The organism is Sporosarcina sp. P13 (assembly GCF_002743055.1).
GTDB lineage: Bacteria > Bacillota > Bacilli > Bacillales_A > Planococcaceae > Sporosarcina.
In genome coordinates, this window is the sequence record NZ_PDYM01000023.1 from 1 (window position 1) to 16,510 (window position 16,510).

Annotated in this window: 16 protein-coding genes; 11 read left to right on the forward strand and 5 right to left on the reverse strand. The window is 37.4% G+C overall.

What is annotated here, in order from left to right; genetic code table 11:
* Nucleotides 1–536 precede the first annotated feature (536 nt).
* From CSV79_RS10950 to CSV79_RS10960, 3 genes are all read left to right on the forward strand, one after another.
* Nucleotides 537–824, forward strand: a complete 288-nt coding sequence (locus CSV79_RS10950) for a DUF6509 family protein (RefSeq protein WP_099689094.1) — start codon at nt 537–539, stop codon at nt 822–824.
* A 111-nt stretch (nt 825–935) separates the two neighbouring features.
* The gene (locus CSV79_RS10955) at nt 936–1,919 is read left to right on the forward strand and encodes an NAD(P)/FAD-dependent oxidoreductase (RefSeq protein WP_099689095.1); all 984 of its coding nucleotides are present in this window, start codon (nt 936–938) and stop codon (nt 1,917–1,919) included.
* A 209-nt stretch (nt 1,920–2,128) separates the two neighbouring features.
* Nucleotides 2,129–3,325, forward strand: coding sequence for an acetyl-CoA C-acyltransferase (locus CSV79_RS10960; protein ID WP_099689137.1), 1,197 nt, complete (start codon nt 2,129–2,131; stop codon nt 3,323–3,325).
* 72 nt (nt 3,326–3,397) lie between these two features.
* On the opposite strand, the gene trhO is transcribed toward CSV79_RS10960, so the two are convergent.
* The gene (gene trhO / locus CSV79_RS10965; protein ID WP_099689096.1) at nt 3,398–4,372 is read right to left on the reverse strand and encodes an oxygen-dependent tRNA uridine(34) hydroxylase TrhO; all 975 of its coding nucleotides are present in this window, start codon (nt 4,370–4,372) and stop codon (nt 3,398–3,400) included.
* 307 nt (nt 4,373–4,679) lie between these two features.
* Between trhO and CSV79_RS10970 the strand changes: the two genes are divergently transcribed.
* Together CSV79_RS10970 and CSV79_RS10975 are read left to right on the forward strand one after the other, a co-directional pair.
* Entirely contained in the window at nt 4,680–6,065 is a 1,386-nt protein-coding gene (locus CSV79_RS10970; RefSeq protein WP_099689097.1) for a polysaccharide deacetylase family protein, read from the forward strand.
* A gap of 189 nt (nt 6,066–6,254) precedes the next feature.
* On the forward strand, nt 6,255–7,067 hold the full coding sequence (locus CSV79_RS10975) for a DUF368 domain-containing protein (protein ID WP_099689098.1): 813 nt from the start codon (nt 6,255–6,257) through the stop codon (nt 7,065–7,067).
* 55 nt (nt 7,068–7,122) lie between these two features.
* Here CSV79_RS10975 and CSV79_RS10980 read toward each other — a convergent pair whose 3' ends face one another.
* Nucleotides 7,123–8,628 (reverse strand): catalase, encoded by a 1,506-nt coding sequence (locus CSV79_RS10980; protein WP_099689099.1) that lies wholly within the window; start codon nt 8,626–8,628, stop codon nt 7,123–7,125.
* Nucleotides 8,629–8,878: 250 nt separating this feature from the next.
* On the opposite strand from CSV79_RS10980, the gene CSV79_RS10985 reads away from it, so the two are divergent.
* The gene (locus CSV79_RS10985) at nt 8,879–9,358 is read left to right on the forward strand and encodes a hypothetical protein (protein ID WP_099689100.1); all 480 of its coding nucleotides are present in this window, start codon (nt 8,879–8,881) and stop codon (nt 9,356–9,358) included.
* Nucleotides 9,359–9,385: 27 nt separating this feature from the next.
* A complete protein-coding gene (locus tag CSV79_RS17310) occupies nt 9,386–9,514 on the forward strand; it encodes a hypothetical protein (protein WP_255407438.1) in 129 nt (42 codons plus the stop codon).
* A 44-nt stretch (nt 9,515–9,558) separates the two neighbouring features.
* Here the strand turns inward: CSV79_RS17310 and CSV79_RS10990 are convergent, their stop codons facing one another.
* Nucleotides 9,559–9,936 (reverse strand): SET domain-containing protein, encoded by a 378-nt coding sequence (locus CSV79_RS10990; protein WP_099689101.1) that lies wholly within the window; start codon nt 9,934–9,936, stop codon nt 9,559–9,561.
* Nucleotides 9,937–9,960: 24 nt separating this feature from the next.
* Nucleotides 9,961–11,043, reverse strand: a complete 1,083-nt coding sequence (locus CSV79_RS10995) for a CotH kinase family protein (protein ID WP_369824952.1) — start codon at nt 11,041–11,043, stop codon at nt 9,961–9,963.
* Between the two features lie 71 nt (nt 11,044–11,114).
* On the opposite strand from CSV79_RS10995, the gene CSV79_RS16830 reads away from it, so the two are divergent.
* Entirely contained in the window at nt 11,115–11,276 is a 162-nt protein-coding gene (locus tag CSV79_RS16830; protein WP_158232517.1) for a hypothetical protein, read from the forward strand.
* Between the two features lie 182 nt (nt 11,277–11,458).
* Here the strand turns inward: CSV79_RS16830 and CSV79_RS11005 are convergent, their stop codons facing one another.
* Nucleotides 11,459–11,746 carry a hypothetical protein gene (locus CSV79_RS11005; protein WP_158232518.1) on the reverse strand — a complete coding sequence of 96 codons (288 nt, stop codon included), beginning with the start codon at nt 11,744–11,746 and terminating at the stop codon, nt 11,459–11,461.
* A 197-nt stretch (nt 11,747–11,943) separates the two neighbouring features.
* On the opposite strand from CSV79_RS11005, the gene CSV79_RS11010 reads away from it, so the two are divergent.
* From CSV79_RS11010 to CSV79_RS11020, 3 genes are all read left to right on the forward strand, one after another.
* The gene (locus CSV79_RS11010) at nt 11,944–12,426 is read left to right on the forward strand and encodes a hypothetical protein (RefSeq protein WP_199171912.1); all 483 of its coding nucleotides are present in this window, start codon (nt 11,944–11,946) and stop codon (nt 12,424–12,426) included.
* A gap of 59 nt (nt 12,427–12,485) precedes the next feature.
* Complete coding sequence (locus CSV79_RS11015; RefSeq protein WP_099689104.1) at nt 12,486–14,864, forward strand: hypothetical protein; 2,379 nt, start codon at nt 12,486–12,488, stop codon at nt 14,862–14,864.
* Nucleotides 14,865–15,028: 164 nt separating this feature from the next.
* Nucleotides 15,029–16,381 carry an arsenic transporter gene (locus CSV79_RS11020; RefSeq protein WP_099689105.1) on the forward strand — a complete coding sequence of 451 codons (1,353 nt, stop codon included), beginning with the start codon at nt 15,029–15,031 and terminating at the stop codon, nt 16,379–16,381.
* Nucleotides 16,382–16,510: the final 129 nt, after the last annotated feature.

Consider the following 16,510-nt stretch of genomic DNA (forward strand, 5'->3'; position numbering starts at 1 on the left):
AACTTCAGCACCTTTCTTATCCTCCGTTTCATCAGTTATCAAATACACTCTAAGTTTAACTGATAGGAGGATGTGTGAGCGAAAAGTGTTCATTTTTATCGAGCAGAAACTGTCCAGTTTAGTTTAGCAGTTACATTTGACCAAGCGTCGTCAAAATTGCAATACACAAATTTACGATAAAAGAACGGATACACATACTATTTTCTTGTGTACTGTAATTACTTATTAGCGCATTGATTACTTAGATCAAATCAGATTGAATATCAAATGTTGTGGCCTGTAGAAATCGCTTCAGCTGCGTGCAAAACATTTTATAAGCTGTTCGATATATGTGCGAGTGTATTCATAATCGTCAAAAGTAAGCATGAAACTCCTCATCAGTTGTCAATATAATGTTTATTCCTTCACTTTCCAGCGGTTATTTAGAAAGTGCAAACTTTTTGTCAGAAAACTGCTCTCTAAATTGCCACTTTCTAATGAAATGATGTAGGATAGAGGAAGCAAACTCTTATGGAGCGGGAAGAAGGAGAAGTTAGATGAAAATAGTAAATGGTAAAGCAGAAGAACTGGTAGATCCTACTGGTATTATAGAGGGGCAACGTTATGAGTTCTTATTGACTGTAACCTTTGATGAGGATGATGAGTTGTTCAATGAAAAAGGAACAGGTTTACGTTTACTGTATTCAGTAAAGGATGGTCAGCGCAAAATGTTAACCTATCAGTTTTATGAACTGGCTACGGAAAGTCCATTTGATTTGGAATGGGATGAAGAGGAACAAACAACAGCAGAACAATATTGTATTGAATATTTTCAGGGAATCTGAATATAAAATAGATGTATTTCTCTTTAAAATAGTAGATAATATACGTAAGCAACATAAGTGGTACACAATGAATAGCTTATCAAAACAGAATCGATTATGGGAGTGTTTTACATGAATCAAGAAATAGTGGATATTACGATTATCGGTGGAGGGCCTACTGGATTATTTTCGACATTCTATGCAGGTATGCGTGAAATGTCTGTTAAAATTATCGACAGCTTACCACAACTAGGTGGCCAATTAATCGAGCTATATCCTGATAAATACATTTATGATGTAGGTGGATTCCCTAAAATATTAGCGAAGGATCTTATATCCAATCTTGTGACCCAAGCACATTATGCGAAGCCGGAGATTTGTCTAGGCGAAGCAGCATTGTCTGTAGAAAAGAAAGATGATCATTTTGTCTTAACAACAGATAAAGGACAGCACTTGACACGCACCATTTTATTAACTGCCGGAATTGGTGCATTCCAACCACGTAAAATTGGTTTAAAAGAAGAGTCTGTATTTGAAGGTAAAACGTTGCATTATGGTATTAAGGATCTTTCTATGTTTAAAGACCAAGAGATCCTGGTTTGTGGTGGTGGAGACTCCGCACTAGACTGGGCTTTGATGCTTGAAAATATTGCGAAGAGAGTAACGCTAGTTCACCGCAGAGAACGATTTACTGCACACGAAACAAGTGTCAATCAGCTTCATAATTCTACAGTCAATGTATTAACATCACATGCGATAAGCGAAATCCACGGTGATGGTGAGACCATTGAAAAAGTGGTTTTGAAAGAAAAAGACGGCAATGAAAAACAGCTAGAAGTAGATCATGTAGTTGTGAACTATGGTAATATTTCTTCCCTTGGACCATTGAAGCAGTGGGGGCTTGATATGGATCGAAACTCGATTATAGTCAATTCCCGAATGGAAACAACTATCGAAGGAATTTATGCAGCCGGTGACGTAACAACATACGATGGCAAAGTAAAATTGATAGCTGTTGGTATGGGTGAAGCGCCAATCGCGATTAGCCATGCAAAAGCATTTCTTGATCCAAAGGCAAAAGTTCAACCGCTTCACAGTACAAGTGTTTTTGGCTAACGATATAAAATAGAAGAAACTATTTGACAATTCGATAGCTATTTGTTATTTTTAACGTAAGAGTACGGTGAAATTAAATAGTTTCAGCCAGTTTGTTGATGTGAAGTACTTCCATACTTTACATAGTCAGCAAATAGCGGCATTAATCTTTGGGTTTATTCCTCTGATTAATGTCGCTTTTTTTTATAAACTAAGGGGGATATTAGATGATGAAAAGAGTTGCGATAATAGATGCTGTTAGAACACCGATTGGTAGATATGCGGGAGGTTTAAGTACAGTTCGTCCGGATGATTTAGGTGCTATTGTTATTCGTGGATTGCTTGATAGAAATCCGCAGCTAGATCCGATGCAGATTGATGATATTATTTTCGGTAATGCGAATGGAGCGGGAGAAGAAAATCGTAACGTGGCACGAATGTCTGCTTTACTTGCAGGGTTGCCAATTGAAGTAGGTGGAGCGACTGTTAATCGACTATGCGGATCTGGCTTGGACGCGATCAATATCGCAGCTCGATCTATTCTGTCTGGAGAACTTAGTGTAGTCATTGCTGGCGGGACGGAGAGCATGTCACGGGCACCTTTAGTTATGGCGAAACCAGATAAAGCTTTACCCCGTGGAAATATGCAATTACAAGATACAACAATTGGTTGGCGTTTTATTAATCCGCAGCTTGAAGAAAAGTATGGTGTAGATTCGATGCCTGAAACTGCAGAGAATGTTGCACAGGAATTTGGTATTTCTAGACAACGTCAAGATGAATTTGCACTTTCTTCTCAAATGAAAACGAAACAGGCGATGGAAGCAGATGTATTTAAAGAGGAGATATTGCCTGTTTCATATCAAACAAGAAAAGGGGATGTAGTGATTACAGCAGATGAACATCCTCGTCATGATTCCTCGGCAGCCGCTTTAGAAAAACTGAAGCCACTTTTTGCTGATGGTTCCATAACAGCAGGAAATGCTTCAGGAGTGAATGATGGAGCCTCTGCCTTACTATTGATGGATGAAGAATTAGCAAAATCGATGAATTTAGAGATTCTCGGTTTTTATAAAATGTCAGCAACAGCAGGCGTTGAGCCACGTGTGATGGGAATTGGTCCAATCGCGTCCACGAGAAAGTTGTTGGAAAAAGCTCATGTGGAAATGGAGCAAATCGATTTAATAGAATTGAATGAAGCATTTGCTGCACAAGCTTTAGCATGTATTGATGGATTAGAACTGCCAATGGACAAAGTGAATGTGAACGGAGGCGCTATTGCGCTTGGACATCCGTTAGGTGCAAGCGGTGCCAGAATTTTAACGACATTACTACATGAAATGAAACGTAGGGATGCAAAGTTAGGACTTGCCACGATGTGTATCGGCGTAGGACAGGGAATTTCTACATTGGTGGAAAGAGATTGAGTACACAGTAACTAGTGAATATAAAAAAGCAACAAACCTCCTGAATAAAAGGAGGTTTGCTGCTTTTTTTAGTTAGGAAACAGTTTCGCTTGAACGTGACGCTTCAATGTTTGCTATACGTTGATCGAATTCGTCAACAGTTAAGTTATGCTCTACAAAATAACGATTGCGTGGATGTGTACGGCAGTCATCTGAACAGCTACGCATGTAGAAGTGTTCGTTCTCTTCAGAGCAGAGGATCTTCGCGTTACATTCAGGGTTTGCACAGTTAACATAGCGTTCACATGGTGTTCCGTCAAAATGATCACGGCCAACGATTACATGTTCCACTTGATTGATTGGAACAGCAATGCGCTCATCGAATACATAACATTGACCATCCCAAAGTTGACCTTTTGCTACAGGATCTTTACCGTAAGAAACGATTCCACCATGTAAATGGGCAACATCTTCAAAACCTTCACGCTTTAACCAACCAGTAAACTTTTCACAACGGATTCCACCAGTACAGTAAGCTAAAATCTTTTTTCCTTCAAGCTGTTCTTTGTTTTCTAGAACCCATTCAGGAAGATCACGGAAGTTTTCGATGTCTGGACGAATAGCACCGCGGAAATGACCTAAATCATACTCATAGTCATTACGAGCATCTAGTACAACTGTATTTTCATCTTGCATTTGCTGTAAGAATTGTTCAGGCTCTAGATATTCACCTGTTAGTTCTAAAGGATTAACATCATCAGGTAAGCTTAAGTTTACAATTTCCGGACGGTGGCGTACGTGCATTTTTTTGAATGCATGGCCATCAGTTTCATCAATTTTAAACCAAACATCAGCAAAACGTGGATCAGCTTTCATATGATCCATATATGCATTGGTTTGTTCAACCGTACCTGAACAGGTACCGTTGATACCTTCTTCTCCAACAAGAATTCGTCCTTTTAAACCAGTTTCTTTACAAAATGCTAGATGAGAAGCCGCAAACTCTTCAGGATCCTCAATTGTCAGATATTTGTAAAATAATAATACTCGATAGTCTTTCTTTTCCATTGTAATTACCGCCTTCTGTTTTCTCTTTGCAATAGACAACAGCCGAGATCGGTGTGTATAAAAGGGAAGTAGTATCCCTTCGTCCGGATTTGCAAGATTCGGACTTACGCATTATAACATAAAATATATTGTAGTAAAAGTATATCAACACTAAATTAGGTGGAAAAACAGTGTAACACAAGGAAATGATTGTTTCATTCCAATTTTGTAGTATACTATTAGCCAGATGTATATTCGTAGTTTAGGCTATGGATAGGTAATGTACATATAAAAGAAGAAGTTGTTATATGGAAAAAGGGGTCTTAAGATGAAGAAAGACAACAAGAGAAAAAGGCGTGCACGTTTAATAGATATCGGTTTTTTGAGTGTAATCGGCATTCTGTCTGTGATTGCAGTATTATTAGTCATGGATACATTCAGTAGTTCAACGAGCGCGTCACCAAATAAAATTACACACAAAAAACCTGATGTGCCAAAAGCAGAAGTGGTAGTTCGTTCAACGGACTCTAACTTCCCGGGCATAAAAATTGTGACTGAAACAACGGATGATACAACGAAGCCATTTACGATACAATACCCTCAAAGTGAATTTGAAGAATTTAATAGGGAAATTACAGACTATATCGAGAAAGTGAAAACGGACTATCAAGCAGTGGAAACAGGGTCTGCGAACGCAACACATAATCAATTGAGTATTTTCTTTGATACCTTGCATCATTCGTCTGGGAATTATTCATTGGTCCTACACACGACGACATCAACAAGTAATAAGGATAGTATAACGGAAATACGGACATTCCATATCGATCCTATTACAGGAATTGAATTAACTATGGCGGATGTAGTCGATCGTAATGCTGAAAAATTAAAACGAGTAGCTAAAGTAGTGAGAGATCATATTTACCAGGATCCAGCGTTGCAAGAGACATTAATTGCTGACAGTGTGTGGCAACCGACTGAACCTACTTGGATGAATTACCGAAATTTCGCATTGACTGATGACACATTAATTCTATATTATGGTACCGGGGTAATAACGAAACGACAAGCGGGTCCAATACAAGTAGAAGTGCCGTTAGAAAAAGTAAATTCTTTACTGTCTAAGAAATTTCAAGTGCAGACGGCCGTAGCAGGTCCTGAGAAAAAAGTTGCTTTAACATTTGATGATGGGCCTGATCCGCACTTTACGAAGAAAGTACTCGAAACGTTACAAAAATATAATGTGAAAGCAACATTCTTTATGCTTGGAAACCGAGTGGAGGAGTACCCAAACATCGCGAAGATGGTAGCGGAGGCAGGTCATGAAATAGGAAATCATTCATGGAATCATCCTCCGTTAACGGGGTTAACGGATGAAGAACTTCATGATGAAGTACGAGCTACGGAAGATATTATTTTACAAGCAACTGGTCAGCGTGCTACGGTGTTCAGACCGCCATACGGAGCGGTAAATCAACAGGTTCGAGAGAGTTCAAAATTGCCGGTCGTTTTATGGAATGTTGATACATTAGATTGGCAACATTTGGATCCGGAAAAGTTATTGGAGAACATCGAAGCTGATGTGAAAAGCGATAGTATTGTATTGATGCATGATATTCATAAGTCTACAGCAGAAGGGCTTGACGCAGTACTTGAATTTTTACAATCACAAGGCTATTCATTTGTCACTGTTTCTGAAATGGAGAATTATTGATTTGAAAGTTGTTCCATTGTTTTCATTAAACAATGGAACAACTTTTGTTTTGCAACAGTCCTATATAGGGGAAACTATTCATAGGATAAAAAATAGGATTCTATACAGACACAGATAGTTGCAATATGCAATCTGCAGTAAGTACCGTGGTATACTGTAAGGAATGAAATCATTGGAGGAACAGAAGGTATGGAGTGGAGAAATTTATATCGTGGATTTTTAATGGGAATCAGTGACCTAGTTCCGGGTGTTAGTGGCGGAACAATTGCTTTTATATTAGGTATTTATGATCGATTACTCATTTCAATTAGTGGATTTTTCAGCAAGGATTGGAAAAAACATATTGGATTCTTGTTGCCACTCGGTATTGGAATGGGTGCAACTATTATTATATTTAGTAAAGTAATTTCTTATTTACTAAAGCATTATCATGAGCCGACGCAATACTTATTTTTAGGGTTGATCATAGGTGTCATTCCTTTCGTTTCTAAGCAGGCGGGATTAAAAAAGAATTTTAAGTTCCATCATTTAGTGTTGATGTTAGTCGTAGCAGTAGCGCTCGCCTCAACTATCTGGCTGAAGCCGGTAGATCCTCTTGTTATTACGCATCTTACTGTAAAAACAGCGATTATTTTGTTTTTCTCAGGATGGGCAGGCAGTATGGCAATGCTTTTGCCTGGAGTAAGTGGATCGTTTGTGTTGCTGTTACTTGGTGTCTACACGACGGTTATTACAGCCATTTCAGATTTCAACATACCAATTATTTTAGCTACAGGTGCAGGAATAGCGGTTGGTTTCATTGTGAGTAGTAAGTTGATTCGTTTGTTATTGGCGCATTATCGAACTGGTATGTTTGCGGTGATTATAGGATTGATTATCGGTTCGGTATTTGTGATTTTTCCAGGAATTCCAGAGAGTGGAACACCGTACGTCATGAGCATCATAGCGATTATTACAGGATTAATCATCGCTAATATTTTAAATGGTATGGGTGAAAATTAAATGAACTATCAAAAAGCCCGGTGATTTCAAATCTCCGGGCTTTTTGTGGTTCTAATTAGTCTTCTACAATTGTAGTAGTATTTTCGATGTCTACGTCTGCCATTGGAATATCAAGAGCTTTTGCTACACCTTCGCCATATTTCGTATCTGCTAAGTAACAGTGGCGGATATGTTTGATCTTGATTTCTTTTGGAGCGTCGCCCATATTGCGAGCTGTATTGTCGAATAGGCGTTGCTGTTCTTCGCTAGTTAAAATATTAAATAATTTACCTGGCTGTGTGAAGTAATCATCATCATCTTCACGGAAATTCCAGTTATCTGCATCGCCTTGAATTTTAAGTGGTGGCTCTTTGAAATCTGGTTGTTCTTTCCACTCGCCATAGCTGTTTGGTTCATAGTGAATTGTAGAACCCATATTGCCGTCCACACGCATTTGACCATCACGATGGAAGCTATGAAATGGACATTTCGGTGCGTTGACCGGAATTTGGTGGTGATTGACACCTAAACGATAACGTTGTGCATCGCCGTAAGAGAATAAGCGAGCTTGTAGCATTTTGTCTGGAGAGAAACCGATACCAGGCACGATTGCTGCAGGTGTGAACGCTGCTTGTTCTACTTCTGCAAAATAGTTTTCAGCATTGCGATTTAATTCGAATTCCCCTACTTCAATTAAAGGAAAGTCCTTTTTGTACCAAACTTTAGTTACGTCAAATGGGTGGTATGGTAAGTTATTGGCTTGTTCTTCTGTCATCACTTGAATGAACATCTTCCATTTTGGGAAGTTACCTTCGTCTATGTTTGTTAGTAAGTCGCGCTGTGAACTTTCACGATCATCTGCAATAATTGATGCAGATTCTTCATCCGTCAAATTTTTAATGCCTTGTTGGGAACGGAAGTGGAATTTAACCCAATGACGCTCGTTGTTTGCATTAATCATGCTGAACGTGTGGCTTCCGAATCCGTGCATTTCGCGGAATGATTTTGGAATTCCACGATCACTCATCAGGATTGTAATCTGATGGAGTGCTTCAGGAAGAGATGTCCAGAAGTCCCAGTTGTTTGTTGCGCTTCTCATATTCGTCCGTGGATCGCGTTTAACAGCATGATTCAAGTCAGGGAACTGTAGTGGATCACGGAAGAAAAATACAGGTGTATTATTACCGACTAAATCCCAGTTACCTTCTTCTGTATAGAATTTCAGTGCGAATCCGCGGATATCTCGTTCAGCATCTGCAGCGCCACGTTCGCCTGCAACTGTTGAGAAACGTGCAAACATCTCGGTCTTCTTACCAATCTCTGAAAATAACTTAGCTTTCGTATATTGCGTAATATCATGTGTCACAGTAAACGTACCATACGCTCCTGATCCTTTAGCGTGCATACGACGCTCAGGAATAACTTCGCGATCAAAATGCGCTAACTTTTCCAATAGCCAAACGTCTTGAAGTAATAGAGGACCTCGTGACCCTGCTGACATAGAGTTTTGATTATCAACTACAGGTGCACCAGCGGCTGTCGTTAATTTTCTTTTTTGAGACTTGTTTTCATTAATCGTCATAATATACTCCTCCTAGATTTTCATTATTACTTTGTAAATCCATTATAGCAAAGGGTTATATAAATTAAAAGAGTTATTTATAATAATTATCAACTAATAATTATTATTAAAAAATAGGTATTATTGTAATATTAAATTCATCATAATTTGTAGGCCGCGAATTGTCTATAAAAACGTATTACCTACGAAAAATGTTAGGATGATGTATAATAATGATAGATATTGCTTAATATAGAAAGGACTTAGTCTAATGAAATTGATTACTAAATTAAATATGAGTCTTATAGTAGTTTGTAGTTTGCTATTGATCATGGGGGCTTGTAGTAAGAAAGATGAAACGCCAGAGCCTGTGAAAAAGCCAGACGTCATCCCGCCCGAAGAAGTTGTCATAATACCTGCTTTAACTGATGAAGCGTTTTTTGAAAAGGTGCATACCAAATTGCAAAACGAAGGTTTTACGGTAAGTGAACCGTTACAAGCAAACGTAGAGATGTTTCGTGCTGATACTGGTATCACACTAGTAGTGAACGGTGAATCATTGTTACCACTTCATATTTATAAAATTGCATCTGCTGATGAACGTCTGGGATTAGTAGATGAAACGGGAAATATAGAAGTATCACTAGGTAGTAAACGTGAACCATTGGCTGTCAAACGAATGGGGAACTTCATTATATATCTTCATAAAGCTCATCCGGATTTTGAACAGATTATGAAAACGGTACTATAATAATTTCATTTGATGGGGATGGTGAAGATGAAGATGAAGATGGATACTATTCTCTTCTTGGAAGATGGCGAGATTGTCATGCATGGAACACATGAAGAACTGCTTGCTAAAAATGAAAGGTATCGGAAGTTATATGAGTTAGATGAAGTATTTTGATAAATACTAGAAAAAGGCTACGGATTCATCCCGTAGCCTTTTTTTCATGTGATAGGATCAAACCATAGAGGCGCTACATCGTCTGGATCGCCATTATAGTTTATTGTTATTTCATCGCCTGGAGCTATTGTCTGGATTGCATAGAAGTCAATTGTTCGATTTTTACTATTTACTTCAAATCGGACATTCGGTTGATAGGAATGATTAATTAGTGAACCATATCCAAGAGCGATTGCGGCTTTACTATAGTCTTCTCCCCAAATAAAGAAGTAATTACTCAAAATGGTCTTTTTTATATACTTACACTCTTTTTTCTCTATGATGATGACGGGTGACGCTTCAATTAGATCGTTGGATTGAATTTCTTTTTCGGCAAATACTCCCCTATCATATTTTCCGGTATCTCGTACGCTTATTAACAATGAACCATCCTTTCGACACGTTCATTATGGGGCTAGCAAATACTTTTTTAGATATTCGCTTCGATCTTGTATGAATTGAAAGATTAACTCGGGTTCTTGATCAAATTGGTGAACCTTATTATTTATATAAGGATCAAGCAGGACGGATGGTCTAATTTTTTCTACGATAGCATTCACTTTTTCTTCTATATGTTGCACAGTAAATAGAGTGTCTAATGTTTCTTCCAAAAGCAACCGGTATTGATTGCGAAAAGCGGGTATTCGCATCATTAAATAGCATAAATGATTTGAAATTTTACCTTCAGGTGGGACGTATTGGTGATGCATAATTCCACCGCTCACTTTTCTTCCCCATGTCGCATCATAATCCCAAGGAATGATTTCGAATAAATCAGTTTCGTTATTTCTATACAATGCATAATTATGGGTGAATCCATCATTATTCATTGTGCACACAACTCCAACCAACCACCGTAAATACGACTCAATATTCAAATGCTGTTCAAGTGCTTCAGGAAATTCTGGAAAGGGTGTCGTATTGATTAGTTGAATAAGTTTTACTAATTCTTGATCACTATTCGCATCGCCAACTACGCGGTGATATCCTGACAGTAAGTTTTTTTTTGGACGTCTTTCATGTAATAAGGAGAAGTTAGCTTGACTGTTTACAGCATAATAAATAGAGCCCTTTGGCAATCCTCTATTTTGTAAAAACTTGCTGTCAACGGCTTCTAATTGTAAGTACACACCATTTCTCGCACCATTTCTAAATAAATTCACATGTTTACTTTCCGGTGCTAAGACGCCCAACTCTTGAAAAAAGTCTAGTGATAGTTTGTTTCGTACCAACGATGGATCATTATATTCAGCATTCATATGAATTTCTCGTGCCCCATGGAATGAAGATGGGTTGATAAATACTATATGATAAGAACGTTTTGGAAGCTTTCTTGTATACGAACCTCTATAAGCGATATCGAGATCGTATATGTGATTATTACATACTAAATCAGCTGGAACGGGATCGTTATTCCAAATATCGCTTTGCAGTTCAGTTAAATTTTCATCTGTAAATTGTAAATAATATGATGGAAGTCGATTGGGCATAGATCTCATCCCTTCTATCTATTCAGCCAACTTCATTTCCGTTTCCTTAGCCCTTCCCTTTGCCTTTCCCTTTGCCTTTACCATTATTACCAGATTTGCTAGAAGAGCTGGAGCTACTGGAGCTACCAGATCCGCTTGAGGTACAGGAGCTACTAGAACTACTAGAACTACTAGAACTACTGGAACTACTAGAGCTACTATGTCCTGAACCGTTTGAACGACTCGTGCAATGATTCTCCATACTTGTTTCTTCGCTTGATGATGAATACCTTCGTTTTCTTCTCACCAATTTAATTCCACCCTTCGTAGGTTATTCCCCATTCTATGCAATAAAGAAGGAAATGTGCTAGAAACAATCTCCTCAATTATAAATAATAAGTTGGAAGTCGATAGGGCATAGATCTCATCCATACTATTATTCAGCCAACTTCATTTCCGTTTTCTTAGCCCTTCCCTTTGCCTTTACCTTTACCTTTACCTTTACCATTATTGCCAGATCTGCTAGAAGAGCAGGAGCTACTGGAGCTGCCAGATCCGCTTGAGGTACAGGAGCTACTGGAGCTGCCAGATCCGCTTGAGGTACAGGAGCTACTAGAGCTACTATGTCCTGAACCGTTTGAACGACTCGTGCAATGATTCTCCATACTTGTTTCTTCGCTTGATGATGAATACCTTCGTTTTCTTCTTGCCAATTTAATTCCACCCTTCGTAGGTTATGCCTCATTCTATGCAATTGAAAAGGAATTGTGTTAGAAACAAAAATTCTTAATAGAAGTGAACGATGAATGTAGCTATGTGGTAAGAAAACTAAACTGTAACTCGAACTGGGCGAATGACCATCCCCAACTAAGCCTAGGATACATATAGATAATAGGACACCAAAAAAGGAGGCTACAAAAATTGAATAAAGAAATGTTAAGCTCATTAGTAGGGAAGGTAATAAAGGTAGATCGTGGGGGACCAGAGTCCCGAATTGGAAAGTTATTGTCGGGAAATGAACAGTATCTTACATTATTAACAGAAGACGATGGAATTGTTTATTATAAGACGCATCACATCAAAAGCATTACAGATAATTCGAAAAATGAAATGTCCATTGATGTAGAATTACCAATAGATTTCAAATTGATTGAGGAAGCGGATTTTCCAGGTGTATTGAAAACGCTTGAATATCAATGGGTGAAAATTAATCGTGGTGGACCTGAGACTTTAGAAGGTGTCGTAAAAGCCGTAACAAATGACTTTGTTGAGATTGTTTATAATGAAGAAGTCATTCGACTATCAATGTTTCATATCCGAAATGTTAGTCATGGAGTAAAATTTGAAAGTGCAAAAGCGAAAGATGTGCAAGAAGAATCTAAAGATAATAAGAAAAAAGAATAAATATAATGGTCATCACTTCTTTTAGAAGCGATGACCATTTTATAAAGGAGGTGTGTTGATTGAATACTAATAATTTTGGAAAAAATTGTCGCAACTTGCAAGGATATAAGATAAGCGTGTTACTTTCATCTGATGAACCGATAGAAGGAATACTTATCAGCTTGCATCAGGATTATATTCTTTTGAAAGTTGATGAATTCGTTCTATATATAATGTTACCATCGATTGTATCGATTACTAAAAATACCAAAGAGATGCGTGTAACCCCTGAGGTTGAATGTTATCGTTCTCCTCAATTTTTTTCTAATGTATTGCTAGACCTGCATGACAAATGGGTGACGTTAAATGAATTTAGTGAACAGCCGGTACATGGAGTCCTTAGTGAAGTTAAAGAATCGTATGTTCTATTGATTGATAAAGAGGAGCTATTAATAATACCTATTACTTCCATTCAAACATTGCGAATAGGAAGTGTTCAATTAGAAGAACCAATGAAGTCACAAATAGAACAATCGAATGAAACTGTTTTATTGGCGAAGGATAAAGAGTATTCTAGAAGTGAAGTTCTATCAAATGTTTCAGAAATAAAGCAGGTAAAAGATGAACTACCTATGGCTATAGAAGTAGAGATAAAAGAAAAAAATGATGAAGTAGAAAAAGTAATCGATGAACCTAATCAAAAATCGAGCATCGAGACCGAAAAATCTCATAAGCCACCAAGTACTAATGATATACTTTCCGAAATTGGGGCTATTGATGAAGAAAAACATATAGAAACCGTAAGTGGAAATAATATTTCGGATGAAGAAAAACAAGAACTCCCTATAAACGAGAAGAACGTATTAAATAACGCTACATTTGTTTCAGAAATTAAGGCACTAATAGATGAATTACCCTTTTCAAAAGATGTAGAGATAAAAGAAAAAAATGATGAAGTAGAAAAAGTAATCGATGAACCTAGTCCAAAATCGAACATAGAGACGGAAAACACTTATAAGCCACTAAGTGCTAATGAAAAATACTCCGAATTCGGATCTATTGATGAAGAAAAACAGAATGAGACTGTAAATGAAAATGATATGTTGGTAGAAGAAAAAAAGGATCATCCTATAAAAGGGATTAACGTATTAAATAACGATCCATTCATTTCAGAAATAAAGCAGGTGGAAGATGAACTACTCGTTGCTAAAGAAGTAGAGCTAGAAGCCAAAAATGATGAAGTAGAAAAAGTAATTGATGAACCTAACCAAAAATCGAGCATAGAGACTGAAAACACTCATAAGCCACTAAGTACTAATGATAAATACTCCAAATTCGGATCTATTGATGAAGAAAAACAGAATGAGACTGTAAATGAAAATGATATGTTGGTGGAAGAAAAAAAGGATCATCCTATAAAAGAGATTAACGTATTAAATAACGCTCCATTTATTTCAGAAATAAAGCAGGTGGAAGATGAACTACCCGTTGCTAAAGAAGTAGAGTTAGTAGCCAAAAATGATAAAGTAGAAAAAGTAATTGATGAACCTAACCAAAAATCGAGCATAGAGACTGAAAACACTCATAAAACACTAAGTACTAATGAAAAATACTCCAAATTCGGAGCTATTGAGGAAGAAAAACAGAATGAGACTGTAAATGAAAATGATATGTTGGTAGAAGAACAAAAGGAACACCCTATAAAAGGGATTAATGTATTAAATAATGCTCCATTTATTTCAGAAATAAAGCAGGTGGAAGATGAACTACCCGTTGCTATAGAAGTAGAAATGAAAGCAAAAATTGAAGAAGTAGAAAAAGTAGTCGATGAACCTAATCCAAAATCGAACATCAAGACTGAAAACACTGATACGCCACTAAGTACTAGTGATAAACTTTGTAAATTTGAGGCTATTGAAGACGAAAAACATAACGAGACTATAAGTGAAAGAGATGTATTGGTAGAAGAAAAAATGGAACTTCCCATAAATGAGATTAGAGTATTAAATAACGCTTCATTTAAAGAGTTAATGGGGAAGATGAATGAGGACCGGAATCAGGACATCGAATTGGTAGAAGATGAAGAAGAAATTGTACATTTCAACACGGAAAATCGGCCAACTACCGGAATGAAAAACGAAAAAGTCTTGCCGTGTGTCGACTGTTTGCAAAATCCCGGCGGAGGCAACTCACAAAATGACTCGAAACATCTTATGCCACGACAAGAAAAAGAAGGCTTGGAAACGCTTGGCACGACACATGCAAAAATGAGACCTGAAGAACAAAATGCTATGTTAGAAAAACAATATCATGCATTGATGAAGCATGCAGCGAAGAATTCAAGTTCGTCTAATGGTATCTATGATAAGGGTTCAGTCGAAAGAATTGCAACAGAGAAACAGTATACTTCACTATTAAAGCATGCTGCAGACATGCACCATCATATTCTACACAAATAAGAAAACGCTGAACCTCCCAATTGGAAGGTTCAGCGTTTTTTTGACTATATGTAAATTTACTTGAATTATGGACTAACGACTCTACGAGGGCTTCATTGTCTGAATATACATAGTAAGACAAGTTAGAAAGTGCAAAAAGAAAATAGGAAAGGAGAATAGACAGAATGACTTTTCAAATCATCTTTACCTGTATAGTATTTTTATCAACTATGCTCGTGATTTTTTGGCGACCGAAAGGGATCAATGAAGCATGGCCAGCCGCTGTCGGGGCAGTTCTTATAATCGTTACAGGAATTGTTTCAAGAGTCGATTTACTAGATATTTTCGACAAAATTGGAGGAGCCTCGGTAACGATTATTTCGACGATTGTGATGGCGGTCATATTGGAAAGCTTTGGTTTTTTTCACTGGGCTGCGATTAAGCTTGCCGCATTTTCAAAGCAATCAGGCTATCGACTATATTGGAATATTCAGTTACTATGTTTTCTGATGACATTACTCTTTAACAATGATGGCAGTATTTTAATTACTACACCTATACTACTGTTACTGTTAAAAAATTTACAGCTGAAAACAGAACAACAAATTCCTTATTTACTGAGTGGTGCATTAATCGCAACAGCGTCAAGTGCCCCAATTGGTGTTAGTAATATTGTGAATTTAATCGCATTGAAGATCGTTGATATGTCCCTTTGGATGCATACAGCCATGATGTTTGTTCCGGCCACCATTGGCTTGATCTTCATGTCGACCCTTATGTTCTACGTTGTTCGTAAAAAGTTGCCTCAAACTCTTCCAGATATAGTCTCTATAGAGAATGTATTCGAAAAAAAGTTTTTTAAAAAGTTACAACGAAAAAAAATATTTAATAATGAAAAAACACGCACCATATTTATGCTGAAAATCTTGTTCTTTGTTTTCTTTATGCGATGTATGTTGTTTGTTGCATCGTATATTAACGTCCCCGTAGAAATCGTTGCCGTCCTAGGATCTGTAGCATTGCTCATTTGGCGTTGGATTCAATTAGGAATATCTCCGTGGGATATCTTACGAAAAACACCTTGGAATATACTTGTGTTCGCTTTCTCTATGTATGTCATCATCTACGGACTGCATAATGTCGGGCTGACTGAATTACTAGTTAGCTGGAGCGAACCCATTGTCAATCAAGGGTTACTATCAGCAAGTCTTTTAATGGGGGGTGTGGTTTCCCTTTTATCCAATATATTCAATAACCATCCTGCGTTGATGATTGGAACGATTACGCTGACTGAAATGGGAATTGATCCGATTACATTAAAGACCATATATTTAGCCAATATTATAGGAAGTGATATAGGTTCATTATTATTGCCAATCGGAACGCTCGCTTCACTCATTTGGTTCCACATTTTGCGTAAACACCGAATTGAAATCACGTGGAGAGACTATATGAATGTTTCATTCAAAGTGATTCCACTCACAACCTTAGTGACTTTAATTCTATTGTATTTTTGGATACAGTTAGTGTTTAACTAAATAAAATGTGATTTGTATTCAGTATGAATCAGTAGCCAAAAGATTTCATATTGTCTAGTAACCGAACTAAGTCTATGATAAAGGTAGGGTATATAGCCTGCTTCTACCAAATTGAAGGTGCTTGCAAAA

What these genes read in the sequence shown, in the direction of transcription:
- CSV79_RS10950 (WP_099689094.1), top strand. Translation starts at nt 537, where the DNA reads ATGAAAATAGTAAATGGTAAAGCAGAAGAACTGGTAGATCCTACTGGT.
- CSV79_RS10955 (WP_099689095.1), top strand. Translation starts at nt 936, where the DNA reads ATGAATCAAGAAATAGTGGATATTACGATTATCGGTGGAGGGCCTACT.
- CSV79_RS10960 (WP_099689137.1), top strand. Translation starts at nt 2,129, where the DNA reads ATGAAAAGAGTTGCGATAATAGATGCTGTTAGAACACCGATTGGTAGA.
- trhO (WP_099689096.1), bottom strand. Translation starts at nt 4,372, where the DNA reads ATGGAAAAGAAAGACTATCGAGTATTATTATTTTACAAATATCTGACA.
- CSV79_RS10970 (WP_099689097.1), top strand. Translation starts at nt 4,680, where the DNA reads ATGAAGAAAGACAACAAGAGAAAAAGGCGTGCACGTTTAATAGATATC.
- CSV79_RS10975 (WP_099689098.1), top strand. Translation starts at nt 6,255, where the DNA reads ATGGAGTGGAGAAATTTATATCGTGGATTTTTAATGGGAATCAGTGAC.
- CSV79_RS10980 (WP_099689099.1), bottom strand. Translation starts at nt 8,628, where the DNA reads ATGACGATTAATGAAAACAAGTCTCAAAAAAGAAAATTAACGACAGCC.
- CSV79_RS10985 (WP_099689100.1), top strand. Translation starts at nt 8,879, where the DNA reads ATGAAATTGATTACTAAATTAAATATGAGTCTTATAGTAGTTTGTAGT.
- CSV79_RS17310 (WP_255407438.1), top strand. Translation starts at nt 9,386, where the DNA reads ATGAAGATGAAGATGGATACTATTCTCTTCTTGGAAGATGGCGAGATT.
- CSV79_RS10995 (WP_369824952.1), bottom strand. Translation starts at nt 11,043, where the DNA reads ATGCCCAATCGACTTCCATCATATTATTTACAATTTACAGATGAAAAT.
- CSV79_RS11020 (WP_099689105.1), top strand. Translation starts at nt 15,029, where the DNA reads ATGACTTTTCAAATCATCTTTACCTGTATAGTATTTTTATCAACTATG.